Origin of the sequence: Streptomyces sp. Da 82-17 (assembly GCF_046098215.1) — a bacterium.
Lineage (GTDB): Bacteria > Actinomycetota > Actinomycetes > Streptomycetales > Streptomycetaceae > Streptomyces.
The window spans coordinates 637,489-659,897 of sequence record NZ_JBJURH010000001.1 but is presented as its reverse complement, the minus strand read 5'-3'; the positions used below and the strand labels follow the sequence as shown (position 1 = coordinate 659,897).

The following is a 22,409-nucleotide window of genomic DNA, read 5'->3' as shown; positions in this document are numbered from 1 at the left end:
GCAGGCAGCGCCGTACGGCGGCGGCTCAGGCGAGCGCCGCCGCCAGCGGGGCGCGCAACTCCACCGGAGTCACCCGCTCCACCCGCACCTGGTCGCAGCCCACCCACTCCGCGGCCTCCCGCAGCGCACGCGCCATCGGCTCCACGGCCTTCGGCGTATCGAGCGAGGCATGTCTGGCGACCAGGGTGCTGCCCTCGCGCGCCGGGTCCACGCGGCCGAGGAGACGGCCACCGGACAGCAGCGGCATCGCGAAGTAGCCGTACACCCGCTTCGGCTTCGGCACATACGCCTCCAGGCGGTGCGTGAAGCCGAAGATGCGCTCCGTGCGCGCACGCTCCCAGATCAGCGAGTCGAACGGCGACAGCAGCGTCGTCCGATGCCGGCCGCGCGGAGTGCTCGCCAGCGCCGCCGGGTCCGCCCAGGCCGGCTTGGACCAGCCCTCGACCCGCACCGGCACCAGACCCGAATCCGCCACCACCGCGTCGAACTGCTCGCTCTTCAGACGGTGGTAGTCCGCGATGTCCGAGCGCGTGCCCACACCGAGCGCCTCGCCGGCCAGCCGCACCAGCCGGCGCAGACACTCCAGGTCGTCCAGATCGTCATGCAGCAGCTCGCCCGGCACGGCACGCTCCGCCAGGTCGTACACCCGCTTCCAGCCCCTGCGCTCGACGCACACCACCTCGCCGTACATCAGGGCGCGCTCCACGGCGACCTTCGACTCGGACCAGTCCCACCACTCGCCCTTGTTCTTCGCGCCGCCCAACTCCGTTGCCGTGAGCGGCCCTTCGGCGCGCAGCTGCTTCACCACCTGGTCGTACGCCGACTGGCTCAGGTCGTGGTGCCAGTGCGGCCGGGAGCGGTACGCGCGGCGGCGGAACGCGAAGTGCGGCCACTCCTCGATGGGCAGGATGCACGCCGCGTGCGACCAGTACTCGAACGCGTGCGTGTCCGTCCAGTACGCCTCCTCCACCGGCTTGCGGCCGACCGCGCCAAGCCGCGCGTACGGAATCAGCTCGTGGGAGCGGGCGAGGACCGAGATCGTGTCGAGCTGGACGGCGCCGAGGTGACGCAGGACGCCGCGCACCCCGCCGCGGCGGTCGGGCGCACCGAGGAAGCCCTGGGCGCGCAGGGCGATACGGCGCGCCTCATCGGCGGAGAGCTCGACTTCGGGGACGGCTGTGGTCGCGGCTGAGGGCACGGCGGAGGTCATGTCCGTACCGTATTGCGCGCCACTGACAATCAGGCCCCGCCCGCGGATTTCGGAGGCAAGTACGGGTCCAGCGGGGACAGTTGGAGGTCCGAGGGAAGCAGCGAGCCGATCCAGCAGTCGCGTCGGGTGCCGCGGTGCAGGGAGCCCGCGCGCAGCGTGCCCTCCATCGTGAAGCCGGCGCGAATCGCCACCGCGCGTGAGGCGGTGTTGCCCACCTCGGCGCGCCACTCCAGCCGATCGATCGCCGCGCGTGTGAAGGCCCAGCGGGACACCGTGCGGAGCGCCTCGGTGACGTAGCCGCGCCCGCGCTGTTCCTTCACCGCCCAGAAACCCACCTCCGCGGCGCCCTCGCCGCGCAGCATGACGCCCATCACCGCGGCGAGAACGCCCTCCGCGCGTGTGCGGATCGCGAAGGTGTACTCCCTGCTGTCGCGCCAGGCGTCGGGCGCGAAGTGGTGCGCGAAGGTCTCGGCGTGTGCGCGCTCATAAGGAGAGGGGACGGTCGTCCAGCGCTGGATCTCCGGGTCCTGACACGCGGAGTAGCAGTCGTCCGCGTCGTCCGGGCCGAGGGGGCGCAGGACGAGGCGTTCGGTGGTGAGGGTGACCGGTTCCATCGGCCGATTCTCGACCGTTCCGACCGCGGGCGCCAGAACTTTTGCCGAGCGCACGGGCACCTACCGGGACCCTGAAGCGTTCTCCAAGAGAATGGCGGGTGGCCTTCGTCACGACGACCCTCCCGAGCCGCAGTCGTCCTCGCTTACGATGGCCGTTGCGGTGGGGCCCACCTGCTGTGCCCGAACCGCCGCGAATCCGAGACAGAAACCGACCGAGCCAGGCCCGACCGGCAAGGAGACCAACCCTCGTGTCCGTCTTCAACAAGCTCATGCGTGCAGGCGAAGGAAAGATCCTGCGCAAACTGCACCGCATCGCGGACCAGGTCAACTCCATCGAAGAGGACTTCGTCAACCTCTCCGACGCCGAGCTGCGCGCCCTCACGGACGAGTACAAAGAGCGGTACCAGGAGTGGGTCGACAGCGAAGGCAAGTCCGGTGACAGCCTCGACGACCTGCTGCCGGAGGCCTTCGCCACCGTCCGGGAGGCGGCCAAGCGTGTCCTCGGCCAGCGGCACTACGACGTCCAGCTGATGGGTGGTGCCGCGCTCCACCTCGGCTATGTCGCGGAGATGAAGACCGGTGAGGGCAAGACCCTCGTCGGCACGCTGCCGGCGTACCTCAACGCCCTTTCGGGCAAGGGCGTCCACCTCATCACGGTCAACGACTACCTGGCCGAGCGCGACTCCGAACTGATGGGCCGCGTCCACAAGTTCCTCGGCCTGAGCGTCGGCTGCATCGTCGCCAACATGACGCCGGCCCAGCGCCGCGAGCAGTACAACTGCGACATCACGTACGGCACGAACAACGAGTTCGGCTTCGACTACCTCCGCGACAACATGGCCTGGTCGCAGGAGGAACTCGTCCAGCGCGGCCACAACTTCGCGGTGGTCGACGAGGTCGACTCCATCCTCGTCGACGAGGCCCGTACGCCGCTGATCATCTCCGGCCCCGCCGACCAGGCCACGAAGTGGTACGGCGACTTCGCCAAGCTGGTGACCCGGCTGACCAGGGGCGAGGCGGGCAACCAGCTCAAGGGCATCGAGGAGACCGGGGACTACGAGGTCGACGAGAAGAAGCGCACCGTCGCCATCCACGAGTCCGGCGTCCAGAAGGTCGAGGACTGGCTGGGCATCGACAACCTCTACGAGTCGGTGAACACCCCGCTCGTCGGTTACCTCAACAACGCGATCAAGGCGAAGGAACTCTTCAAGAAGGACAAGGACTACGTCGTCATCGACGGCGAAGTCATGATCGTCGACGAGCACACCGGCCGTATCCTCGCCGGCCGCCGCTACAACGAGGGCATGCACCAGGCGATCGAGGCGAAGGAAGGGGTGGACATCAAGGACGAGAACCAGACGCTCGCCACGATCACCCTGCAGAACTTCTTCCGTCTCTACGACAAGCTCTCCGGCATGACCGGTACGGCGATGACCGAGGCCGCCGAGTTCCACCAGATCTACAAGCTGGGCGTCGTCCCGATCCCGACGAACCGGCCGATGCAGCGCGCCGACCAGTCGGACCTGATCTACCGCACGGAGAAGGCCAAGTTCGACGCGGTGGTGGACGACATCGCCGAGAAGCACGCCAAGGGCCAGCCGATCCTCGTCGGCACGACCTCGGTCGAGAAGTCCGAGTACCTGTCGCAGCAGCTCGCCAAGCGCGGCGTGCCGCACGAGGTGCTCAACGCCAAGCAGCACGACCGTGAGGCCACGATCGTCGCGCAGGCCGGCCGCAAGGGCGCCGTCACGGTCGCCACGAACATGGCCGGTCGTGGTACGGACATCAAGCTCGGCGGCAATCCGGACGACCTCGCCGAGGCGGAGCTGCGCCAGCACGGCCTCGACCCCGAGGAGCACATCGAGGAGTGGGCCGCGGCCCTGCCCGCCGCCCTGGAGCGCGCCGAGGCGGCCGTCAAGGCGGAGCACGACGAGGTGAAGGAGCTCGGCGGTCTGTACGTCCTGGGCACCGAGCGCCACGAGTCGCGCCGGATCGACAACCAGCTCCGCGGTCGTTCCGGCCGTCAGGGCGACCCCGGCGAGTCCCGCTTCTACCTCTCGCTCGGCGACGACCTGATGCGCCTGTTCAAGGCCCAGATGGTCGAGCGCGTCATGGCGATGGCCAACGTCCCGGACGACGTCCCGATCGAGAACAAGATGGTCACCCGCGCCATCGCCTCCGCCCAGTCGCAGGTCGAGCAGCAGAACTTCGAGACCCGTAAGAACGTCCTCAAGTACGACGAGGTCCTGAACCGCCAGCGCGAGGTCATCTACGGCGAGCGCCGCCGCGTCCTGAAGGGCGAGGACCTGCACGAGCAGATCCGCCACTTCATGGACGACACGATCGACGCCTACATCCAGGCGGAGTCCGCCGAGGGCTTCGCCGAGGAGTGGGACCTGGACCGCCTGTGGGGCGCGTTCAAGCAGCTCTACCCGGTGCAGGTCAGCATCGAGGAGCTGGAGGACCTGGCCGGTGACCGCGCGGGCCTGACCGCCGAGTTCATCAGCGAGTCCATCAAGGAGGACATCCACGCGCAGTACGACGCGCGCGAGGAGCAGCTCGGCTCGGAGATCATGCGCGAGCTGGAGCGCCGTGTCGTCCTCTCCGTCCTCGACCGCAAGTGGCGCGAGCACCTCTACGAGATGGACTACCTCCAGGAGGGCATCGGCCTGCGCGCGATGGCGCAGAAGGACCCGCTGGTCGAGTACCAGCGCGAGGGCTTCGACATGTTCACCGCCATGATGGAGGGCATCAAGGAGGAGTCCGTCGGCTACCTGTTCAACCTGGAGGTCCAGGTCGAGCAGCAGGTCGAGGAGGTCCCCGTCGAGGACAAGGCGCCGTCCCTGGAGAAGGCTCCGGTCGAGGACGCGGTGCCCGCCGGCGCCGGCCGCCCGGAGATCCACGCCAAGGGCCTCGAGGCCCCGCAGCGCCCGGACCGGCTGCACTTCTCGGCGCCGACGGTCGACGGCGAGGGCGGCGTCGTGGAGGGCGACTTCAGCAACGACGGCGACGGTGCGGTCCGCTCCTCGGCGGACGGCATGACGCGCGCCGAGCGCCGCAAGGCCCAGAAGGGCGGCCGCCGCCGCAAGAAGTGACGCGGACGGCAGGCAGGTAGTACCCAGGTCGTACGGGGCCGGGCTCAGCGCAGTGCTGAGCCCGGCCCCTCGGCGTCGGTCCACGCCCGGCGTCTCAGGCCGGTTGCCGTTCGCCGCCGAGTTCCACCGCGGCGCAGCGCCAGCGCAGGTCCGCGCCGCGCTCCAGGCGGAACGCCATCGCCCGCACCTGGTCGCCGGAGCCGATGCACGCGCTCGCCTCGACCACCCCCGGGCTGAGCGGAAGCGCCCTGCAGGTGCGGACGACGGGACGCGGGCCGTGCGCCTGGAACGGCGCGTGCGGCGCGAGCTCGACCAGCTGCTGGTAGCCGTGCCCGACGGTGTGGTTGAGCATCCAGTGCACCGGACGTTCGCCGCTCAGCACGGCGAGCAGCCGTTCGGCGAAGAGCTCGTGCGGCAGAAACCGCCTCCGCTGCGCCGGTACGGTCGCGGGCCTGCGCTGGTCGCGCCGGTTGGCGGGCCTGGTCGCCGACCGGGCGCCGGAGCGTGCGCCTGCCGGGCCTGAGCCGGCGGAGCGTGCGCCGCCGGGCTTGGGGCGGCCGGGCCCCCTGGATCCCCTGAAGCCGCCCGAGTCGTTGTGAGTGACGCTCATGATCATTTCCCCGTATCTGCTGGGCCCGGCATTACTACCGGGCAGTAGCCACGGACTTCTTGTAGGGGTACGGGGGCCTTCTCCGCAATGTGGCGTCACGCTCCGTGAGGCTCTTCCGAAGGATCACCTATCAGGGTGAGAGGCCAAGGGGCGCCTGGGATCGGAGCACCTCCCTCGGCGGACAATTCCGGACGTAAGGCATGGTGAGGAGTCTCGGACCAGCCCCTCGATGGGGGACCCCCGGCACGTATCCTGAGGTCCTCAAGCCCACGTCCCACGACGAAGAAAGCGGCGGCCATGCGCGTCTACGTACCCCTGACCCTTCCCGGGCTCGCCGAGGCGCACAAGGCGGGCGAGCTGGGCCCCGGCCCGCTGACGGCCTACGCGGTCACGCCCGCGCTGCGCGAGTGGTACGTCTCGGACGACATCGAGGAGCTGGAGTACGCGGCGCTGAACCGGGCCGCGTCGGCGTCCCTGCGCAAGCTCGCCGGCAGCCCCGCGGCCCCGCGTCGCCGGGTCGTCGTCGCGGTGGACGTGCCCGACTCCGAGGCGAGCGTCGACCCGGACCACGGGCTCACCGTCAGCACACTCGGCGAGGTCCGCCTCGAGCGGGCCGTGCCGCTGGCGAAGGCTGCCGCGGTGCACGTCGACTCCGACGAGGCCGAGGCCGACGTGCGGGCGGCGGCGGACGCGCTCGGCGCCGCGGACCAGGGCGACGACGACGCCCAGTTCACGGTCGACGGGGCCGAGGACCACGAGCTGCTCTGGTTCGCCACGCAGGAGATCCCGAACCTCGTCGAGTAGGCCCTGCGAGGCCGCCCGGACCGCCTCTGACCAGGCCTTCGGACGAGTTATCCACAGGCCGGGAGGCGGACGGCGCCGGGCAGGTACGGTCTTGGGCATGGGGAAGCAGCAAGCACCGCACATCGTCTGGGACTGGAACGGCACGCTGTTCCACGACATCGACGTGGTCATCCAGGCCACGAACGCCTCGTTCGCCGAGATCGGCCTGCCGCCGATCACGCTCGAGCGGTACCGCGAGCTGTACTGCGTGCCCGTGCCCCGCTTCTACGAGCGGCTCCTGGGCCGGATGCCCACCGACGCGGAGTGGGAGGTCATGGACGGCGCCTTCCACCGGCACTACTGGTCGCTGGCCGACGGCGCGGCGCTCGCCGACGGGGCCGGGAAGCTCCTCGCCGACTGGCAGGCGGCCGGGCTCACGCAGTCCATGTGCTCCCTTGCGCCGCACGACCGCCTGCTGCCGATCGTGAGAACGCACGGCATCGAGCACCACTTCATACGCGTCGACGGGCGCGTGGGGAACTCCACCGGAGGCAAGGCCGAGCACATGGAGCGGCATGTCGCGGCGCTCGCCTCGACCGTCGACCCGGCCCGCACCGTGGTCATCGGGGACGCGGTGGACGACGCGGTGGCGGCGGCGCACGTGGGGGCCCGCGCGGTGCTCTACACCGGCGGCTCGCACAGCCGGGCCAGCCTCGCCGAGGCGGGCGTCCCGGTGGTGGACACGCTCGCCGAGGCGGTCACCGAGGCGACCCGGCTCGCGGCCTGAGGGGGCGGCGAGCGGATGCGGTGCGCGGCCTCGGGCGGGTCCCGCTCGTTTGGCGTGATCCATTCGTTGGCCGCGGGCGCACGCATGAATCAGGGGCGTTGTCCCTGTCCAGAGTGTCAAAGTAAGGGCCAGTCTTTTGTACACATACAGCCCATGACGTGGGCCCGGTGCGGGGCGATAGCCTGGACCCGTGATCAGCGCGATATCCCTCGGGGGCGACGTAGCCCCCGGCCCGTGCCCGGTACGTCGGCGTGCCCGGGCGATCGTCGCGCTTCCCGTGCGGGGCATGCGGCCGAAAATGGCCGAGACAGCCCCTGCCACCCTCAGCCAAGGCATAGCGTCGACCCCGACCGGGAACCCCGTGTCGCGACGTAGTGCGCTTGCCCGCCACACCGGCGTAAAAATCACCTTCAACGTCACGCAACGGCGCGCGACAGGAGCCAGAGGACATGCAGACCAAGCTGGACGAAGCCAAGGCCGAGCTGCTCACACGGGCTGCCCGGGTAGCTGAGCACAGCCCGGTCGGGGGGCAACTTCCGACGGGGGCCAACACGGGAGACCGTCCGGACGAGGACACGGTTCTCTCGTACCTCCAGCGCTACTACCTGCACACCGCACCCGAGGACCTGGCGGACCGGGACCCGGTCGACATCTTCGGTGCCGCGTTCTCGCACTACCGCCTCGCGGAGGACCGCCCGCAGGGCACCGCCAACGTCCGGGTGCACACCCCGACGGTGGAGGAGAACGGCTGGACGTGCTCGCACTCCGTCGTCGAGGTCGTCACGGACGACATGCCCTTCCTGGTCGACTCGGTCACCAACGAGCTGTCCCGCCAGGGCCGCGGCATCCACGTCGTGATCCACCCCCAGGTCGTCGTCCGCCGTGACCTCACCGGCAAGCTCATCGAGGTCCTCCCGGCCGGTGCGCCCACCGACGCGCACGACACGCTCACCGAGTCCTGGATCCACGTCGAGATGGACCGGGAGACCGACCGCGCCGATCTGAAGCAGATCAGCAACGACCTCCTGCGCGTCCTGTCCGATGTCCGCGAGGCCGTCGAGGACTGGGAGAAGATGCGCGACTCCGCGCTGCGCATCGCCGACGAGCTGCCCAGCGAGCCGACCGCCGACGACCTGCAGAACCAGGAGGTCGAGGAGGCCCGCGAGCTGCTCCGGTGGCTGGCCGCGGACCACTTCACGTTCCTCGGCTACCGCGAGTACGAGCTCAACGAGGACGACTCCCTCGGCGCCGTCCCCGGCACCGGACTCGGCATCCTGCGCGCCGACCCGAAGCACAGCGGCGAGGACGTGCACGGCCACCCGGTCAGCCCGTCCTTCAACCGGCTGCCCGCCGACGCCCGCGCCAAGGCCCGCGAGCACAAGCTGCTCGTCCTGACCAAGGCCAACAGCCGCGCCACGGTCCACCGGCCCAGCTACCTCGACTACGTCGGCGTGAAGAAGTTCGACGCCGAGGGCAACGTCGTCGGCGAGCGCCGCTTCCTCGGCCTCTTCTCCAGCGCCGCGTACACCGAGTCCGTGCGCCGCGTGCCGGTGATCCGCCGCAAGGTCGCCGAGGTCCTCAAGCAGGCCGGCTTCTCGCCCAACAGCCACGACGGCCGCGACCTGCTGCAGATCCTCGAGACGTACCCGCGCGACGAGCTCTTCCAGACCCCGGTCGACGAGCTGCGCTCCATCGTGACGTCCGTGCTCTACCTCCAGGAGCGCCGCCGGCTGCGGCTGTACCTGCGCAAGGACGAGTACGGCAGGTACTACTCCGCGCTGGTCTACCTGCCGCGTGACCGCTACACCACGGGTGTGCGGCTGCGGATCATCGACATCCTGAAGGAGGAGCTCGGCGGCACCAGCGTCGACTTCACCGCCTGGAACACCGAGTCGATCCTCTCCCGGCTGCACTTCGTCGTCCGCGTCCCGCCCGGCACCGAGCTGCCGCAGCTGTCCGAGTCCGACAAGGACCGCATTGAGGCCCGCCTCGTCGAGGCCGCGCGGTCCTGGGCCGACGGGTTCGCCGAGGCGCTCACCGCCGAGTGCGGCGAGGAGCGTGCCGCCGAGCTGCTGCGCCGCTACGGCAACGCCTTCCAGGAGGGGTACAAGGCGGACCACACCCCGCGGTCCGCGGTCGCCGACCTGGTGCGCGTCGAGCAACTCACCCAGGGCCCCAAGGACTTCGCGCTCTCGCTGTACGAGCCCGTGGGCGCCGGACCCGGCGAGCGGCGCTTCAAGATCTACCGCGCGGGCGGCCAGGTCTCCCTCTCGGCGGTCCTCCCGGTGCTGCAGCGGCTGGGCTGCGAGGTCGTCGACGAGCGGCCGTACGAGCTGCGCGCCAGCGACGGCACCACGGCATGGATCTACGACTTCGGTCTGCGCATGCCGAAGGCCGCCGGCAACGGCGACTACCTGGCGGACGACGCCCGTGAGCGGTTCCAGGAGGCGTTCGCCGCCGTCTGGACCGGGCTCGCCGAGAACGACGGCTTCAACTCCCTCGTCCTGGGCGCCGGCCTGAGCTGGCGGCAGGCCATGGTGCTGCGCGCGTACGCCAAGTACCTGCGCCAGGCGGGCGCCACGTTCAGCCAGGACTACATGGAGGACACCCTCCGCACCAACGTCCACACCACGCGCCTGCTGGTCAGCCTCTTCGAGGCGCGGATGTCCCCGGACCGCCAGCGGGCCGGCACGGAGCTCATCGACGGACTGCTCGAGGAGCTGGACGGCGCCCTCGACCAGGTCGCTTCGCTCGACGAGGACCGGATCCTGCGCTCCTTCCTCACGGTCATCAAGGCGACGCTGCGCACCAACTTCTTCCAGGAGGCCGGCGGCGGCGTGCCGCACTCGTACGTCTCCATGAAGCTGGACCCGCAGGCGATCCCCGACCTGCCGGAGCCGCGGCCGGCCTACGAGATCTGGGTGTACTCGCCTCGCGTCGAGGGCGTGCACCTGCGCTTCGGCAAGGTCGCGCGCGGTGGTCTGCGCTGGTCGGACCGCCGTGAGGACTTCCGCACGGAGATCCTCGGTCTGGTGAAGGCGCAGATGGTGAAGAACACCGTCATCGTGCCGGTCGGCGCGAAGGGCGGCTTCGTCGCCAAGCAGCTGCCCGACCCGAGCGTGGACCGGGACGCGTGGCTGGCCGAGGGCGTCGCCTCGTACAAGACATTCATCTCGGCGCTGCTCGACATCACGGACAACATGGTCGCGGGCGAGGTCGTCCCGCCGGCGGACGTGGTGCGGCACGACGGGGACGACACGTACCTGGTGGTCGCGGCCGACAAGGGCACGGCGACGTTCTCCGACATCGCCAACCAGGTCGCGGAGTCGTACAACTTCTGGCTCGGGGACGCCTTCGCGTCCGGCGGCTCGGCGGGCTACGACCACAAGGGCATGGGCATCACCGCGCGCGGCGCCTGGGAGTCCGTGAAGCGGCACTTCCGGGAGCTCGGGCACGACACGCAGAACGAGGACTTCACGGTCGTCGGCGTCGGTGACATGTCGGGTGACGTGTTCGGCAACGGCATGCTGCTGTCCGAGCACATCCGCCTGGTCGCGGCGTTCGACCACCGGCACATCTTCATCGACCCGAACCCGGACGCGGCCACCTCGTACGCCGAGCGGCGCCGGCTCTTCGAGCTGCCGCGCTCGTCCTGGGCGGACTACAACAAGGAGCTGCTCTCCGCGGGCGGCGGCATCTTCCCGCGCAGCGCCAAGTCCATCCAGCTGAACGCGCACATCCGGGAGGCCCTCGGCATCGAGTCGGGCATCACCAAGATGACCCCGGCCGAGCTGATGAAGTCGATCCTGCAGTCGCCGGTCGACCTGCTGTGGAACGGCGGCATCGGCACGTACGTGAAGTCGAGCGCCGAGTCCAACGCGGACGTCGGTGACAAGGCGAACGACGCGATCCGTGTCGACGGTGCGGAGCTGCGGGTCAAGGTCGTCGGCGAGGGCGGCAACCTCGGTCTGACGCAGCTGGGCCGGATCGAGTTCGCGCGTGCGGGCGGCCGGGTCAACACGGACGCGATCGACAACAGCGCGGGCGTGGACACCTCCGACCACGAGGTGAACATCAAGATCCTGCTCAACTCCGTGGTCGCGGACGGCGACATGACGGTGAAGCAGCGCAACAAGCTGCTCGCCGAGATGACCGACGAGGTCGGCCGCCTGGTGCTGCGCAACAACTACGCGCAGAACACGGCCCTGGCCAACGCCCTGGCGCAGTCGTCGAGCATGCTCCACGCCCAGCAGCGCTTCCTGCGCACGCTGGTGCGCGAGGGGCACCTGGACCGCGCCCTTGAGTTCATGCCCACCGAGCGGCAGATCCGGGAGCGGCTCAACGCGGGCCTGGGCCTGACGCAGCCGGAGACGGCCGTGCTGCTCGCGTACACGAAGATCACGGTCGCGGACGAGCTGCTCGGCACGGACCTGCCGGACGACAAGTACCTGCAGGGCCTGCTGCACGCGTACTTCCCGACGGCGCTGCGCGAGCGGTTCCTCGACCAGATCGACGCGCACGCGCTGCGCCGCGAGATCGTCACGACGGTCCTCGTCAACGACACGGTGAACACGGGCGGCACGAGCTTCCTGCACCGTATGCGGGAGGAGACCGGGGCCTCGCTCGAAGAGGTGGTGCGCGCCCACACCGCGGCCCGCGCGATCTTCGGGCTCGGCGAGGTCTGGGACGCGGTCGAGGCGCTGGACAACGTCGTGGCGGCGGACGTGCAGACCCGGATCCGGCTGCACTCGCGCCGGCTGGTGGAGCGCGGCACGCGCTGGCTGCTCAACAACCGGCCGCAGCCGATCGACCTGGCGGAGACCATCGAGTTCTTCCGCGAGGGCGTGACGCAGGTCTGGGCGGAGCTGCCGAAGCTGGTGCGCGGCGCGGACCTCGAGTGGTACCAGCAGATCTTCGAGGAGCTGACCGGCGCCGGTGTGCCGGAGGAGCTGGCGCAGCGCGTCGCCGGGTTCTCCTCGGCGTTCCCGACGCTGGACGTGGTGCTGATCGCCGACCGGATGGACAAGGCGCCGCTGGACGTCGCCGAGGTCTACTACGACCTGGCGGACCGCCTGCAGATCACCCAGCTCATGGACCGGATCAGCGCGCTGCCGCGCAGTGACCGCTGGCAGTCGATGGCGCGTGCGGCGATCCGCGAGGACCTGTACGCGGCGCACGCGGCCCTCACCGCGGACGTGCTGGCGGTGGGCAACGGCACGTCGACGCCCGAGCAGCGGTACAAGTCGTGGGAGGGCCAGAACTCCGCGATCCTCGGCCGCGCCAAGACGACGCTGGACGAGATCCAGAGCTCGGACGACTTCGACCTGGCGAACCTGTCGGTCGCGATGCGCACGATGAGGACGCTGCTGCGCACGCACGGCTGACCCGAGCGGCCCCAACTGGGCGCCCCCGACCTGTGGTTCAGGTCGGGGGCGCTTTGTCGTTGCCGGCCCGGACGGCGCCCGTGAGCCCCTCCCGAGCCCCTGCCAAGGCCCTCCCGAGCCCCTGCCGAGGCCCTCCCGAGGCCCTACCAAGCCCCTCCCGAGCTCCTACCAAGCCCCTCCTAAGCCCCTCCTAAGGCCCCGAATAGGTCTAATTTTTCCGGTATGGCACATTTGGTACCTGTCGCCGGAACGGCCGTACATGCCCGGGCTCGCGTACCGGGCATGTCGGACAATCGAGAGGATGTTGAACGAGCGGTGCAGGTTGCCTGGAGGTACATATGGGTTTGATCTCAGAGGCTGAGCGCGAGACCGAGCCCAAGCCCGGCCCCGAGGGCCCCGAAGGTCCCGAAGGCTCCGAAGGCGCCGACTTCGACGTCTCCGTCGTCGTGATCGTCTACAACGACGAGGCCCGGCTCCCCGCCGCGGTGCAGTCCGTGCTCGACCAGACCCTGCGCGACGTCGAGATCGTGATCGTCGACGACTGCAGCACCGACGGCTCGTACGAGGTGGCGCAGCGGATCGCCGCCGCGCACCCGGAGCGGGTGCGCGCCTTCCAGCTGCCGGAGAACAGCGGCGCGGCCGGCGAGCCGCGCAACGTCGGCATCGGGCACACCCGCGGCCGGCACGTGATGTTCCTCGACAGCGACGACGTCCTGGAGCGCAACGCCTGCCGGAACCTCCTGGAGGCCGCCGAGCGGGACGGCTCGGACATCGTGTCCGGCCTCTGCGTACGGCTGCATCTGGACAGCCGGAACAAGAAGCGCGACGAGTGGTACGCGTGGCTCTACTCGCAGACGCGGGTCCTGGAGTCGGTCACCGAGCTGCCGGACCTGTTCGTCTGGGACACGCTCTCCACGAACAAGATGTACCGCCGCGACTTCCTCCTGGAGAACCAACTCCGGTTCCCCAAGGGGATGTTCTACGAGGACCTGATGTTCATAGCCGAGGCCTATCTGGCCGCGGACCGCATCACCCTCATACCCAACCAGGTGTACTTCTGGCACGTGTACGAGAAGGCGGCCGCCAAGTCGGTCACCAACCGGCGGCACGAGATGACCAACTTCGTGCACCGGATGGAGATCCACCGCCGCATCGACGCGCTCCTCGCCGAGCGCGGTCTGGACGAGCTGAAGCTCGCCAAGGACGTCAAGTTCCTCAAGCACGACCTTGTGCTGCACCTGCGCGACCTGCCGTTCCGCGACGACTCCTACCGCCGGGAGTTCGCCGGCATCGCCCGCGACTACCTCACCTCGCTCACCCCCGAGGTCTACGACGAGGTCCAGCCGATCCAGGCGATCTGCGCCTGTCTGCTGCGCGAGAACGACTGGGACAACCTGCTCCCCGCCGTCGACACGCTCACCAACCGCGACAAGATCTCCGCCCCGCTGGTGGAGCGCGACGGCCGTGTGTACTGGTGTGCCGAGCACCTCGACGACCCCTTCGGCCAACACGTCCTGGACGTCACCGACCTCGGGTACCACACCAAGACCGTCGACCGGATGTTCCTGCGCAACGCCCTCACCGCGTACGAGGAGCGCAGCGGCACGCTCCGGCTCGGCGGGCGGATCGTCAACCCGCTCGGCGTGATCCCCGAGGGCGCGCGGCTCGCCGGGCACCTGGAGTTCAGCGCCCGCCGCCGCAGCCTGCAGAGCTTCCGCTTCCCGGTCGCCGCGCTGCGGCACGAGGGCGACGTCGTGAGCTGGGAGGCCGAGGCCGACCTCGCCGCCAAGCTCCGCCCGCTCGGTATCGTCGACGAGGTCTGGGACGTGCGGCTGCGGCTCGACGTCGACGGGGTGCGCACGACGACCCGGCTGACCGCGGCCGAGCCCGACCTGGCGGAGGGCCTGCTTCCGGTGCGGCCGCGGCTGACCCGGCTGGTCGCCGACCACGTCGAACCCGAGGTCTCCCAGCGCGGCCACCTCGCCTTCCGCCTCGTCACCCGCGACCGCGTCGAGGACAAGGAGCGGGTGCGCGACCTCGTCGTACGCGGCATCCACGGCCGTCCCGGCAAGCTCGCGAAGTCCGGCTTCCAGCGGGCGAAGAAGCTGCGCAAGAAGCTCACCTCGGGCGACACCCGGCTCCGCGTCTACGACGAGGTGTTCAGCCGGCTGCCCGTGAAGAAGGGTCTGGTCGTCTTCGAGAGCCAGCTCGGCAAGCAGTACAGCGACAGCCCGAAGGCGATCTACGAGGAGATGCGCCGCCAGGGCCTCGACTTCGAGGCGGTCTGGTCGTACGCGGGCTCCCCGGAGGGCTTCCCGGAGGACGCCACGCTCGTACGCCGCTGGTCGCTGCCGTACCTCAGGGCGCTGGCGCAGGCCGAGTTCTGGATCGACAACCAGAGCTATCCGCTGAAGCTCACCAAGCGGCCCGAGACCACCTACATCCAGACCTGGCACGGCTCCGCGCTCAAGCGGATGGGGTTCGACGAGCCGGCCTGGAAGCTCAGGTCGAAGGCACGGCAGGAGGAGCAGCAGCGGGTCCTGAACCGGTTCGACCGGTTCCTGATCCGTTCCGAGCACGATGTGCGCACGCTCGCCAAGGCGTTCCGGCTGCAGGAGAAGACGCTGCTTCGCGTCGGCTACCCGCGCAACGACGCACTGGTGCACGCAAGGGAGCGCGAGCTCGCCGAGGGGCGCCGGTCGCGCGGCCCGCTCGCCGCCGAGCTCGGCATCCCCGACGACAAGCAGGTGCTGCTCTACGCGCCCACGTTCCGGCAGCACGGCGGCCGCACCCGGCGCTTCGAGCTGCCCTTCGACGTGGAGCGGTTCGCGGAGCAACTCGGCGACCGCTACGTGCTGTTGGTGCGCTCGCACTACCTCAACCACGTGGTGCTCCCGCCGTCCGTGCGCGGCACCGTCGTCGACGTCTCGGACCGCCACGACGTCAACCCGCTGATGGAGCTGTCGGACGCGCTGATCACGGACTACTCGTCGGTGATGTTCGACTACGCGCTCCTGGACCGCCCGATGCTGTTCTTCGCGTACGACTACGAGGAGTACGTGCACGAGGGCCGCGGCACCTACTTCGACCTGCTCGAACGCGCCCCGGGCCCGGTCGTGCGCAGCGAGGACGAGCTGTACGGCGCGCTCGACTCGCTGGCCGAGGACGACGCCAAGTACCAGCCGGAGCGCGAGCGGTTCGTGGCCGAGTTCGGCGAGTACGACAAGGGGACCGCCGCCCGCAGCATCGTCGAGCAGTTCTTCTCCCACTGGAGCCGTGCATGAGCACCCAGAACCGTGAACACCCGCAGCGGGACGTCTTCTTCGTCAACAACAGCGTCAACGAGCTCGGCGGGATCACCAGTTGGTCGCACCAGATGGCCCGCCTCTTCACCGAGCGCGGCCACCGGGTGCACGTCATCGGCATCACGGAACCGGCCGAACCGCAGGACATCGGCACGGACCTGCCGTACCCGACGACGACGCTGTACGACGAGCATCCGCCGCGCGTCGGCCCGGCCCGCGGCATCAGAGGGCGGCTCAACCTCGCCGAGCGGCGGCTGCGGGCCGCGCGCGAGGCCGGGATGCACGAGCAGGCGGCCAAGCTGACCGCGCTGTTCCGGCGGGCCCGGCCGGGCGCCGTCGTGATCGTCACGCAGGTGTGGGCCATGGAGTGGGTGACGCTCGCCGACACCGGCGGCCACACGGTGATCGGCATGAGCCACGAGTCGTTCGCGTACACCCGTGCCTCGTCCCGCTTCGGCCGGGTGAAGCGGTTCTACAAGGACGTGGACCGGATGCTCGCCCTCACCCGCGAGGACGCCGACCTGTGGATACGCAAGGGCGGCATGGACAACGCGTCGTTCATGCCGAACCCGCTGCCGTTCTTCCCCGAGGTGCCGTCGCCGCGCACGGAGAAGGTCGTCACGAGCATCGGCCGCCTGCACGACCAGAAGGGCATCGACATGCTCCTGGACACGTGGGCGGAGGTCGCGCCGCTGCACCCGGACTGGCGGCTCAGGATCTACGGCTCGGGCGAGGACGAGGAGATGCTGAAGGCGCAGTGCACGGCGCTCGGCCTGGACGGTTCCGTCGAGTGGATGGGGCGGACCGGGGACGTGCCGGGGGCGCTGCGCGGCGGCTCGGTGTTCGTGCAGTCCTCGCGCGGGGAGGGCTTCCCGCTCGCGCTGATGGAGGCGATGGCGGCGGCCGTGCCGTGCGCGGCGTTCGACTGCGCGCCCGGCGTGCACGAGATCGTCCAGGACGGCGAGGACGGGCTGCTCGCCGGGCTCGGCAACACCGGCGAACTCGCCCGCAGACTCGACACGTTGATGTCCGACAAGGAGCTGCGGGACAAGATGGGCGACCTGGCGCGGCAGAACATCCAGCGGTACACGACCGACGAGATCGTGCGCCGCTGGGAGGAGCTGTTCGCGTTCCTGGAGCGCTGAGCCGCCCGGGCCGACCGGGGGGGGGGGGGGGCTATTTGGCGGCGCCGGTGAACTTCTCGTACTCCTTGAGGACTTCGGCCGTCGGGCCGTCCATGCGGAGTTCGCCGCGCTCCAGCCACAGGACGCGGTCGCAGGTGTCGCGGATCGACTTGTTGTTGTGGCTGACCAGGAACACCGTGCCCGCGGTGGCGCGCAGTTCGCGGATGCGGGCCTCGGAGCGCTTCTGGAACTTGCGGTCTCCGGTCGCCAGGGCCTCGTCGACGAGCAGGACGTCGTGGTCCTTGGCGGCGGCGATGGAGAAGCGGAGCCGGGCGGCCATGCCGGAGGAGTACGTCCGCATCGGCAGGGTGATGAAGTCGCCCTTCTCGTTGATGCCGGAGAACTCGACGATGCCGTCGTACCGTTCGCGGATCTGCTCGCGGGACATGCCCATCGCGAGCCCGCCGAGGGTGACGTTCCGCTCGCCGGTCAGGTCGCTCATCAGGGCGGCGTTGACGCCGAGGAGGGAGGGCTGGCCGTTCGTGTAGATACGGCCGTTCTCCGTCGGGAGCAGACCCGCGACGGCCCGCAGCAGGGTGGACTTGCCGGAGCCGTTGGTTCCGATGAGCCCGATGGCCTCGCCCTTGTACGCGGTGAAGGAGACGCCCTTCACCGCGTGCACCTCGCGCATCCCGCGCTCGGCGTGCTTCTTGCGCCGGACGATGCGGTTGAGCGCGGCGGTGGCGCTGCCGCGGCCGGCTCCGGTGCCGGTGACGCGGTAGACGATGTCGACGCGGTCGGCGATGACGGTGGGGGTGCGGGTGTCGGACGCGGTCCCCGCCCCTGCTTCGGTTGCGGTGTCGATGAGGGTGTCAGCCACGGCCGTACGTCTCCTCTGCCTTCCAGAACCAGATGAACCCGCCGACGCCGAGCACCACGGCCCAGCCGAGCGCGAGCGCCCACATCGCGCCCACGCCGTACGGGAGTTGGCCCGCGTCGAAGCTGTCGATCAGGGCGAACCGCACGAGGTCGATGTAGACGGCCGCCGGGTTGCATTCGAGCAGGACCCGGGCGAACTGCGGGACGCCGTGCTCGGGCAGCACCTTCTTGATGCTGAACATCACGCCGGAGGCGTACATCCAGGTGCGCAGCACGAACGGCATCAGCTGTGCGAGGTCGGGGGTCTTGCTGCCGAGCCGGGCCATGACGAGGGCGAGGCCGGTGTTGAACGCGAACTGCAGCGCCAGGGCCGGGGCCACGAGGAACCAGGACCAGGTGGGCGGCACCCCGAAGCAGAGCAGGATCACCGCGAGCGCGGCCATCGAGAACAGCAGTTGCTGCAACTGCTGCAGACAGAGCGCGATCGGCAGCGACGCCCGCGGGAAGTGCAGCGCCCGCACCAGGCCGAGGTTGCCGGAGATCGCCCGCGTACCGGCGAGGACCGAGCTCTGCGTGAACGTGAACACGAAGACCCCGGTGACCAGGAACGGCACGAAGTCGGCGATGCCGCGGCTGGTGCCGAGCAGCAGGCCGAAGATCAAGTAGTAGACGGCGGCGTTCAGGAGCGGCGTCATCACCTGCCAGACCTGGCCGAGCTTCGCCTGGCTGTACTGCGCGGTGAGCTTGGCGGTGGCGAAGGCGCCGATGAAGTGCCGTCTGGCCCACAGCTGCCGCACGTACGCCGGCAGGGAGGGGCGCGCGTTGCTCACCGTGAGCCCGTGCAGGGCGGCGAGCTCGGCGGCGTCGAGGGGCGCCTGCGGGGGTGTGGGTGTACGGGGGGTGTCCAGTGTCTGACTCACTGCCGACCGGCTCCTTACGTGCGGACCAACGTCGGGACGGACCCGTATCGTCGTCACGTCGAGAGTAGGGCCGGGCGACGTCGGAACGCAACCGTTTCGTCGTAGCGTCCTATGCTGGACCCATGACTGAAAGCCCCGAACGCCCCGCCGGTACGCGCCGCAGAGCCCCCGCCGGCGCCGCCGTGCTCCGGGAGGATGTGACGGAGGCCATTCGCGCCGCGGTCTTCGAGGAGCTCGCCGCCGTCGGGTACGCGCGGATGTCCATCGAGGGCATCGCGCGCCGCGCGGGCGTCGGCAAGACGGCGGTCTACCGCCGCTGGAAGTCCAAGCTGCACCTGGTCCTCGACCTGGTCTCGGCGGTGGCGGTGCAGGGCCTGCCCGCTCCGGACACGGGCACCCTCGAAGGCGACCTGCGGCTGCTCTACGAGGTGACCTCGCGCGCCCTGAAGCATCCGGTGGCCGGCCAGATCATCCCCGACCTGCAGGCGGAGGCGGCCCGGAACCCGGAGATCGCCCAGGCCCTGCAGAAGGCGCTGCGCGAGGGGCAGCACAGCGTGGCCAGCGGCATCGTCCAGGCGGCGGTCGCCCGCGGCGAACTCCGCGCCCGCATCGACGAGGACCTGGCCCTCGACCTGGTCTCCGGCCCGCTGTACTGGCGCTCGGTCGTCGTCCGCACCGACCTGCCGAAGGGGTACCTGGGCCGACTGGCCTCGGCCACGGCTGCGGCGCTTCGGGAGTTGTAGGGCGGGGCGAACGTACGGGGGCGGACGTGCCGGGGTGGGGCGTACCGGGGCGGGGCGTACGGGTACAGCGGCGGCGCGGACGGGGTCGTGCGCGGGCGGGCATGCGAACGGGGGCGTCCGGTTCCGGTGAACTGGGCGCCCCCGTGGGGGTGTTGGAGCGGTAGGCGGGCCGGGCTCGCTCAGTCGCGCGCGGCCTCCGGGTGGTGGTGGACCCAGCCCTCCCAGGCCGACGTGATCATCGCGCGTACGTCGTGCCGCGACTTCCAGCCCAGCTCCGCCGAGATCCGCTCGGCCGAGGCGACGACGCGGGCCGGGTCGCCGGGGCGGCGCGGGTCGACCTGCGGGGCGATCCCGTACCCCGTCACGTCGTTGATCAGGTCGATCAGCTCGCGCACCGAAACGCCTTCGCCGCGGCCGATGTTGACCGTCAGGTCCGCGCCCGGCGCCGTGGCGAGGCGACGGGCCGCGGCCACGTGCGCCTCGGCGAGGTCGGCCACGTGGATGTAGTCACGGACGCAGGTGCCGTCCGGGGTGTCGTAGTCGGCGCCGAAGATGCGCGGGGGCTCGCCCGCGGTGAGGCGCTCGAAGACCATCGGGACGATGTTGAACACCCCGGTGTCGGCGAGCTCGGGGGCCGCCGAGCCCGCCACGTTGAAGTACCGCAGGCAGGCCGTCGACAGGCCGTGCGCCCGGCCGACCGCACGCACCAGCCACTCGCCCGCGAGCTTCGTCTCGCCGTACGGGTTCATCGGCACACAGGGCGTCTCCTCGGTGACGAGGTCGACGTCCGGCATGCCGTACACCGCGGCGGAGGACGAGAAGACGAAGCTGGGCACGCCCGCGGCGACGACCGCCTCCAGCAGGACGCGCAGCCCCTCCACGTTCTCCTGGTAGTAGCGCAGCGGCTGCTCCACCGACTCGCCGACCTGCTTCTTCGCCGCCAGGTGTACGACACCGGTGATGCCGTGCTCCGCGAAGGTCCGGTCGAGCAGCGCCCGGTCGAGGGTGGAGCCCTGGACCAGCGGCACTCCCTCGGGGATGCGCTCGGTGAAACCGGCGGAGAGATCGTCGAGCACGACCGCCCGCTCGCCCGCCTCGGTCATGGCGCGGACGACGTGCGCCCCGATGTAACCGGCTCCGCCGGTGATCAGCCAGGTCATGGTCACCCTGTTCCGCGTGCGATGTGTGTGCTGCTGCTGTGCTGCCGTGCAGATGTGCTGCTGTCCTGCTGCGACGGTAACGCGTGACCCCTGCCGGGGGTTCCGGCGGGCGGGGGACGGGGTGGGGCCTGGGCCCGCCCCGCCCGCTCAGCCCCTGCGCCCCGCCGTCGCGAAGAGGCGTGCCGCCTTGCGGCGCAGCATGGCGGTTGCGCTGCGGGGGCCGATGGACAGGCGCAGGGCGAGGTTCGCGGACGTGGTCGCGTACGGGCGGAGCAGCAGGACCCCGCGTCGGGCGTGCGGGCGGGCGGTGGGGCGGAGCAGGCCGGGGCCGGGGACCGCCCGCACCGTCGTGTCGCGTGCCGAGCCGTCGGCGAACCGGACCCGCACCTTGATGTCCCACACGCCCGTGTCCAGCGCGCCGAGGTCGACCAGGAGCAGAGCCGTCCACGCGTCCGCGCCCGCCTGCGGGGACCAGGCCGCAGTACGGCGCAGTCCGCAGCGGCCGCTGTCGCGGTGGCGGAACTCGACGTCGACCGTGGTCGGGCCGGCCGCGCTCACCCTGCCGTACAGGTCGTGCAGGCGCAGCCGTAGCGCCGAGGCGCGGGCGCGCGGGTGCAGTTCGCCCTCGACCGCGAGCGGGAGCAGCCGCATCGGCCGCACCAGGAGGTGGTCGAGCGGCACCTGCGGCAGCTCCTCGGACCAGACCGGCGTGCCCTCGCCGCCCCCGTCGCCCACCAGCGTGTACGGCGGCACCAGCCGGGCCGGGCGGGCCGCGACCTGCTTGAGGCGGTCCAGATCGACCGGCTCGGGGGAGGCCAGGACGACCCGGCCGATGACGCGGCCCGGCGCGGGGGCGAGCGCGAAGTCGGCCTCGTCGAACGTCCGCAGGTATGCGCGCGCGCTGTCCCACCAAGCGCGGCGGTACTCGGTGCTGCGCTGGTCCAGCTCCTTGGCGTACATCCGCAGGCCGTGGTCGAGGAACTTGGCGCGGGCGGAGCGGGCCAGCTTCTTCTCCCCGGCGTCGAGCAGCGTCTCCACCACCTGGCGGTGGGCCTCGATGCGGGCCTGCCAGTTCGCGACGCCCGCCCGGTCCAGGGACAGCGAGAGCTTCGCGGCGGCCCGGCGGACGTGCCACACGTACACCGTGTTGGCGACCAGGGCGAGGCGCGGGGCGGCGGCGAGGACGCGCGCGGTGAACACGAAGTCCTCGTAGACGAACCGGCCGTCGGGGAAGCGGATGCCGTGCTCGCGCAGGAAGTCGGTGCGGTACAGCTTGTTGACGCAGAGCGTGTCGTGCACGAGCCGCGGCCGCCGGTCCGGCCGCTCGACGATCGCCGGGGAGTCGTACAGCTCGGGCTGCCACGGCACTTCGCGCCCCGACGGCAGCTCGCGGCGGACGCACAGCCCCGCGGCGACCTCGGTGCCGTGCTCGGTCGCGGCGGTGAGCAGCGCGTCGACCGCGCCCGGCGGCAGCACGTCGTCACTGTCGAGGAACATCACGTACGGAGACGTGCAGGCGTCGATGCCGTCGTTGCGCGGGGTGCCGCAGCCGCCGCTGTTGACGCTGCGCAGCACCGGCTTGAGGCGCGAGTCCTCGGCGGCGAGGCGGCCGAGGATCTCGGGGCTGGCGTCGGTCGAGCAGTCGTCGACGGCTATCACCTCGCGGACCGCGGCGCCCTGATCCAGCGCCGAGCGCACCGCGTCCGCCACGTGGCCCGCGTCGTTGTAGCCGATCACGACGACGCAGACCTGGGGCTGCTGAGACGGAGCGCTGTTCATAGGTGGGAATTTTAGC

The 22,409-nt window shown here is 70.6% G+C and carries 13 protein-coding genes and 1 pseudogene; 7 read left to right on the top strand and 7 right to left on the bottom strand.

The features are described 5' to 3' along the window. Positions 1-25: 25 nt before the first annotated feature. Together ACIDOF_RS02875 and ACIDOF_RS02870 are read right to left on the bottom strand one after the other, a co-directional pair. Complete coding sequence (locus ACIDOF_RS02875) at positions 26-1,210, bottom strand: winged helix-turn-helix domain-containing protein (protein WP_409003985.1); 1,185 nt, start codon at positions 1,208-1,210, stop codon at positions 26-28. Positions 1,211-1,239: 29 nt separating this feature from the next. Continuing rightward, a complete protein-coding gene (locus tag ACIDOF_RS02870) occupies positions 1,240-1,824 on the bottom strand; it encodes a GNAT family N-acetyltransferase (protein ID WP_409003984.1) in 585 nt (194 codons plus the stop codon). 248 nt (positions 1,825-2,072) lie between these two features. Here ACIDOF_RS02870 and secA point away from each other — a divergent pair, with 248 nt between their 5' ends. After that, positions 2,073-4,919 carry a preprotein translocase subunit SecA gene (gene secA / locus ACIDOF_RS02865; RefSeq protein WP_409003983.1) on the top strand — a complete coding sequence of 949 codons (2,847 nt, stop codon included), beginning with the start codon at positions 2,073-2,075 and terminating at the stop codon, positions 4,917-4,919. Positions 4,920-5,013: 94 nt separating this feature from the next. On the opposite strand, the pseudogene ACIDOF_RS02860 reads toward secA, so the two are convergent. Further along, positions 5,014-5,403: pseudogene (locus ACIDOF_RS02860) on the bottom strand (Rv3235 family protein); the annotation flags it as partial. Between the two features lie 423 nt (positions 5,404-5,826). Between ACIDOF_RS02860 and ACIDOF_RS02855 the strand changes: the two are divergent. From ACIDOF_RS02855 to ACIDOF_RS02835, 5 genes are all read left to right on the top strand, one after another. Next, positions 5,827-6,333, top strand: coding sequence for a DUF6912 family protein (locus ACIDOF_RS02855; protein WP_409003982.1), 507 nt, complete (start codon positions 5,827-5,829; stop codon positions 6,331-6,333). Between the two features lie 97 nt (positions 6,334-6,430). Beyond that, positions 6,431-7,099 (top strand): HAD family hydrolase, encoded by a 669-nt coding sequence (locus ACIDOF_RS02850; RefSeq protein ID WP_409003981.1) that lies wholly within the window; start codon positions 6,431-6,433, stop codon positions 7,097-7,099. Between the two features lie 449 nt (positions 7,100-7,548). Then, positions 7,549-12,483 (top strand): NAD-glutamate dehydrogenase, encoded by a 4,935-nt coding sequence (locus tag ACIDOF_RS02845; protein WP_409003980.1) that lies wholly within the window; start codon positions 7,549-7,551, stop codon positions 12,481-12,483. A gap of 338 nt (positions 12,484-12,821) precedes the next feature. Further along, the gene (locus ACIDOF_RS02840; RefSeq protein ID WP_409003979.1) at positions 12,822-15,767 is read left to right on the top strand and encodes a CDP-glycerol glycerophosphotransferase family protein; all 2,946 of its coding nucleotides are present in this window, start codon (positions 12,822-12,824) and stop codon (positions 15,765-15,767) included. After that, positions 15,764-16,933, top strand: coding sequence for a glycosyltransferase (locus ACIDOF_RS02835; RefSeq protein WP_409003978.1), 1,170 nt, complete (start codon positions 15,764-15,766; stop codon positions 16,931-16,933). Before ACIDOF_RS02840 ends, ACIDOF_RS02835 begins: the two co-directional genes overlap by 4 nt. Positions 16,934-16,964: 31 nt before the next feature. On the opposite strand, the gene ACIDOF_RS02830 is transcribed toward ACIDOF_RS02835, so the two are convergent. Together ACIDOF_RS02830 and ACIDOF_RS02825 are read right to left on the bottom strand one after the other, a co-directional pair. Beyond that, positions 16,965-17,792 carry an ABC transporter ATP-binding protein gene (locus tag ACIDOF_RS02830; protein ID WP_409003977.1) on the bottom strand — a complete coding sequence of 276 codons (828 nt, stop codon included), beginning with the start codon at positions 17,790-17,792 and terminating at the stop codon, positions 16,965-16,967. After that, the gene (locus ACIDOF_RS02825) at positions 17,785-18,711 is read right to left on the bottom strand and encodes an ABC transporter permease (protein WP_409003976.1); all 927 of its coding nucleotides are present in this window, start codon (positions 18,709-18,711) and stop codon (positions 17,785-17,787) included. The genes ACIDOF_RS02830 and ACIDOF_RS02825 overlap by 8 nt, the downstream gene beginning before the upstream one ends. Before the next feature lie 122 nt (positions 18,712-18,833). Between ACIDOF_RS02825 and ACIDOF_RS02820 the strand changes: the two genes are divergently transcribed. Continuing rightward, a complete protein-coding gene (locus ACIDOF_RS02820; RefSeq protein WP_409003975.1) occupies positions 18,834-19,454 on the top strand; it encodes a TetR/AcrR family transcriptional regulator in 621 nt (206 codons plus the stop codon). Positions 19,455-19,633: 179 nt separating this feature from the next. Here ACIDOF_RS02820 and galE read toward each other — a convergent pair whose 3' ends face one another. Continuing rightward, positions 19,634-20,614, bottom strand: a complete 981-nt coding sequence (gene galE, locus ACIDOF_RS02815; RefSeq protein ID WP_409003974.1) for a UDP-glucose 4-epimerase GalE — start codon at positions 20,612-20,614, stop codon at positions 19,634-19,636. A 147-nt stretch (positions 20,615-20,761) separates the two neighbouring features. Continuing rightward, positions 20,762-22,393 (bottom strand): glycosyltransferase family 2 protein, encoded by a 1,632-nt coding sequence (locus ACIDOF_RS02810; RefSeq protein ID WP_409003973.1) that lies wholly within the window; start codon positions 22,391-22,393, stop codon positions 20,762-20,764. Positions 22,394-22,409: the final 16 nt, after the last annotated feature.

Excerpts from the sequence above, each read along its gene's own strand:
- ACIDOF_RS02875 (WP_409003985.1), bottom strand. The coding sequence starts at position 1,210 with ATGACCTCCGCCGTGCCCTCAGCCGCGACCACAGCCGTCCCCGAAGTC.
- ACIDOF_RS02870 (WP_409003984.1), bottom strand. The coding sequence starts at position 1,824 with ATGGAACCGGTCACCCTCACCACCGAACGCCTCGTCCTGCGCCCCCTC.
- ACIDOF_RS02855 (WP_409003982.1), top strand. The coding sequence starts at position 5,827 with ATGCGCGTCTACGTACCCCTGACCCTTCCCGGGCTCGCCGAGGCGCAC.
- ACIDOF_RS02850 (WP_409003981.1), top strand. The coding sequence starts at position 6,431 with ATGGGGAAGCAGCAAGCACCGCACATCGTCTGGGACTGGAACGGCACG.
- ACIDOF_RS02845 (WP_409003980.1), top strand. The coding sequence starts at position 7,549 with ATGCAGACCAAGCTGGACGAAGCCAAGGCCGAGCTGCTCACACGGGCT.
- ACIDOF_RS02840 (WP_409003979.1), top strand. The coding sequence starts at position 12,822 with ATGGGTTTGATCTCAGAGGCTGAGCGCGAGACCGAGCCCAAGCCCGGC.
- ACIDOF_RS02835 (WP_409003978.1), top strand. The coding sequence starts at position 15,764 with ATGAGCACCCAGAACCGTGAACACCCGCAGCGGGACGTCTTCTTCGTC.
- ACIDOF_RS02820 (WP_409003975.1), top strand. The coding sequence starts at position 18,834 with ATGACTGAAAGCCCCGAACGCCCCGCCGGTACGCGCCGCAGAGCCCCC.
- galE (WP_409003974.1), bottom strand. The coding sequence starts at position 20,614 with ATGACCTGGCTGATCACCGGCGGAGCCGGTTACATCGGGGCGCACGTC.
- ACIDOF_RS02810 (WP_409003973.1), bottom strand. The coding sequence starts at position 22,393 with ATGAACAGCGCTCCGTCTCAGCAGCCCCAGGTCTGCGTCGTCGTGATC.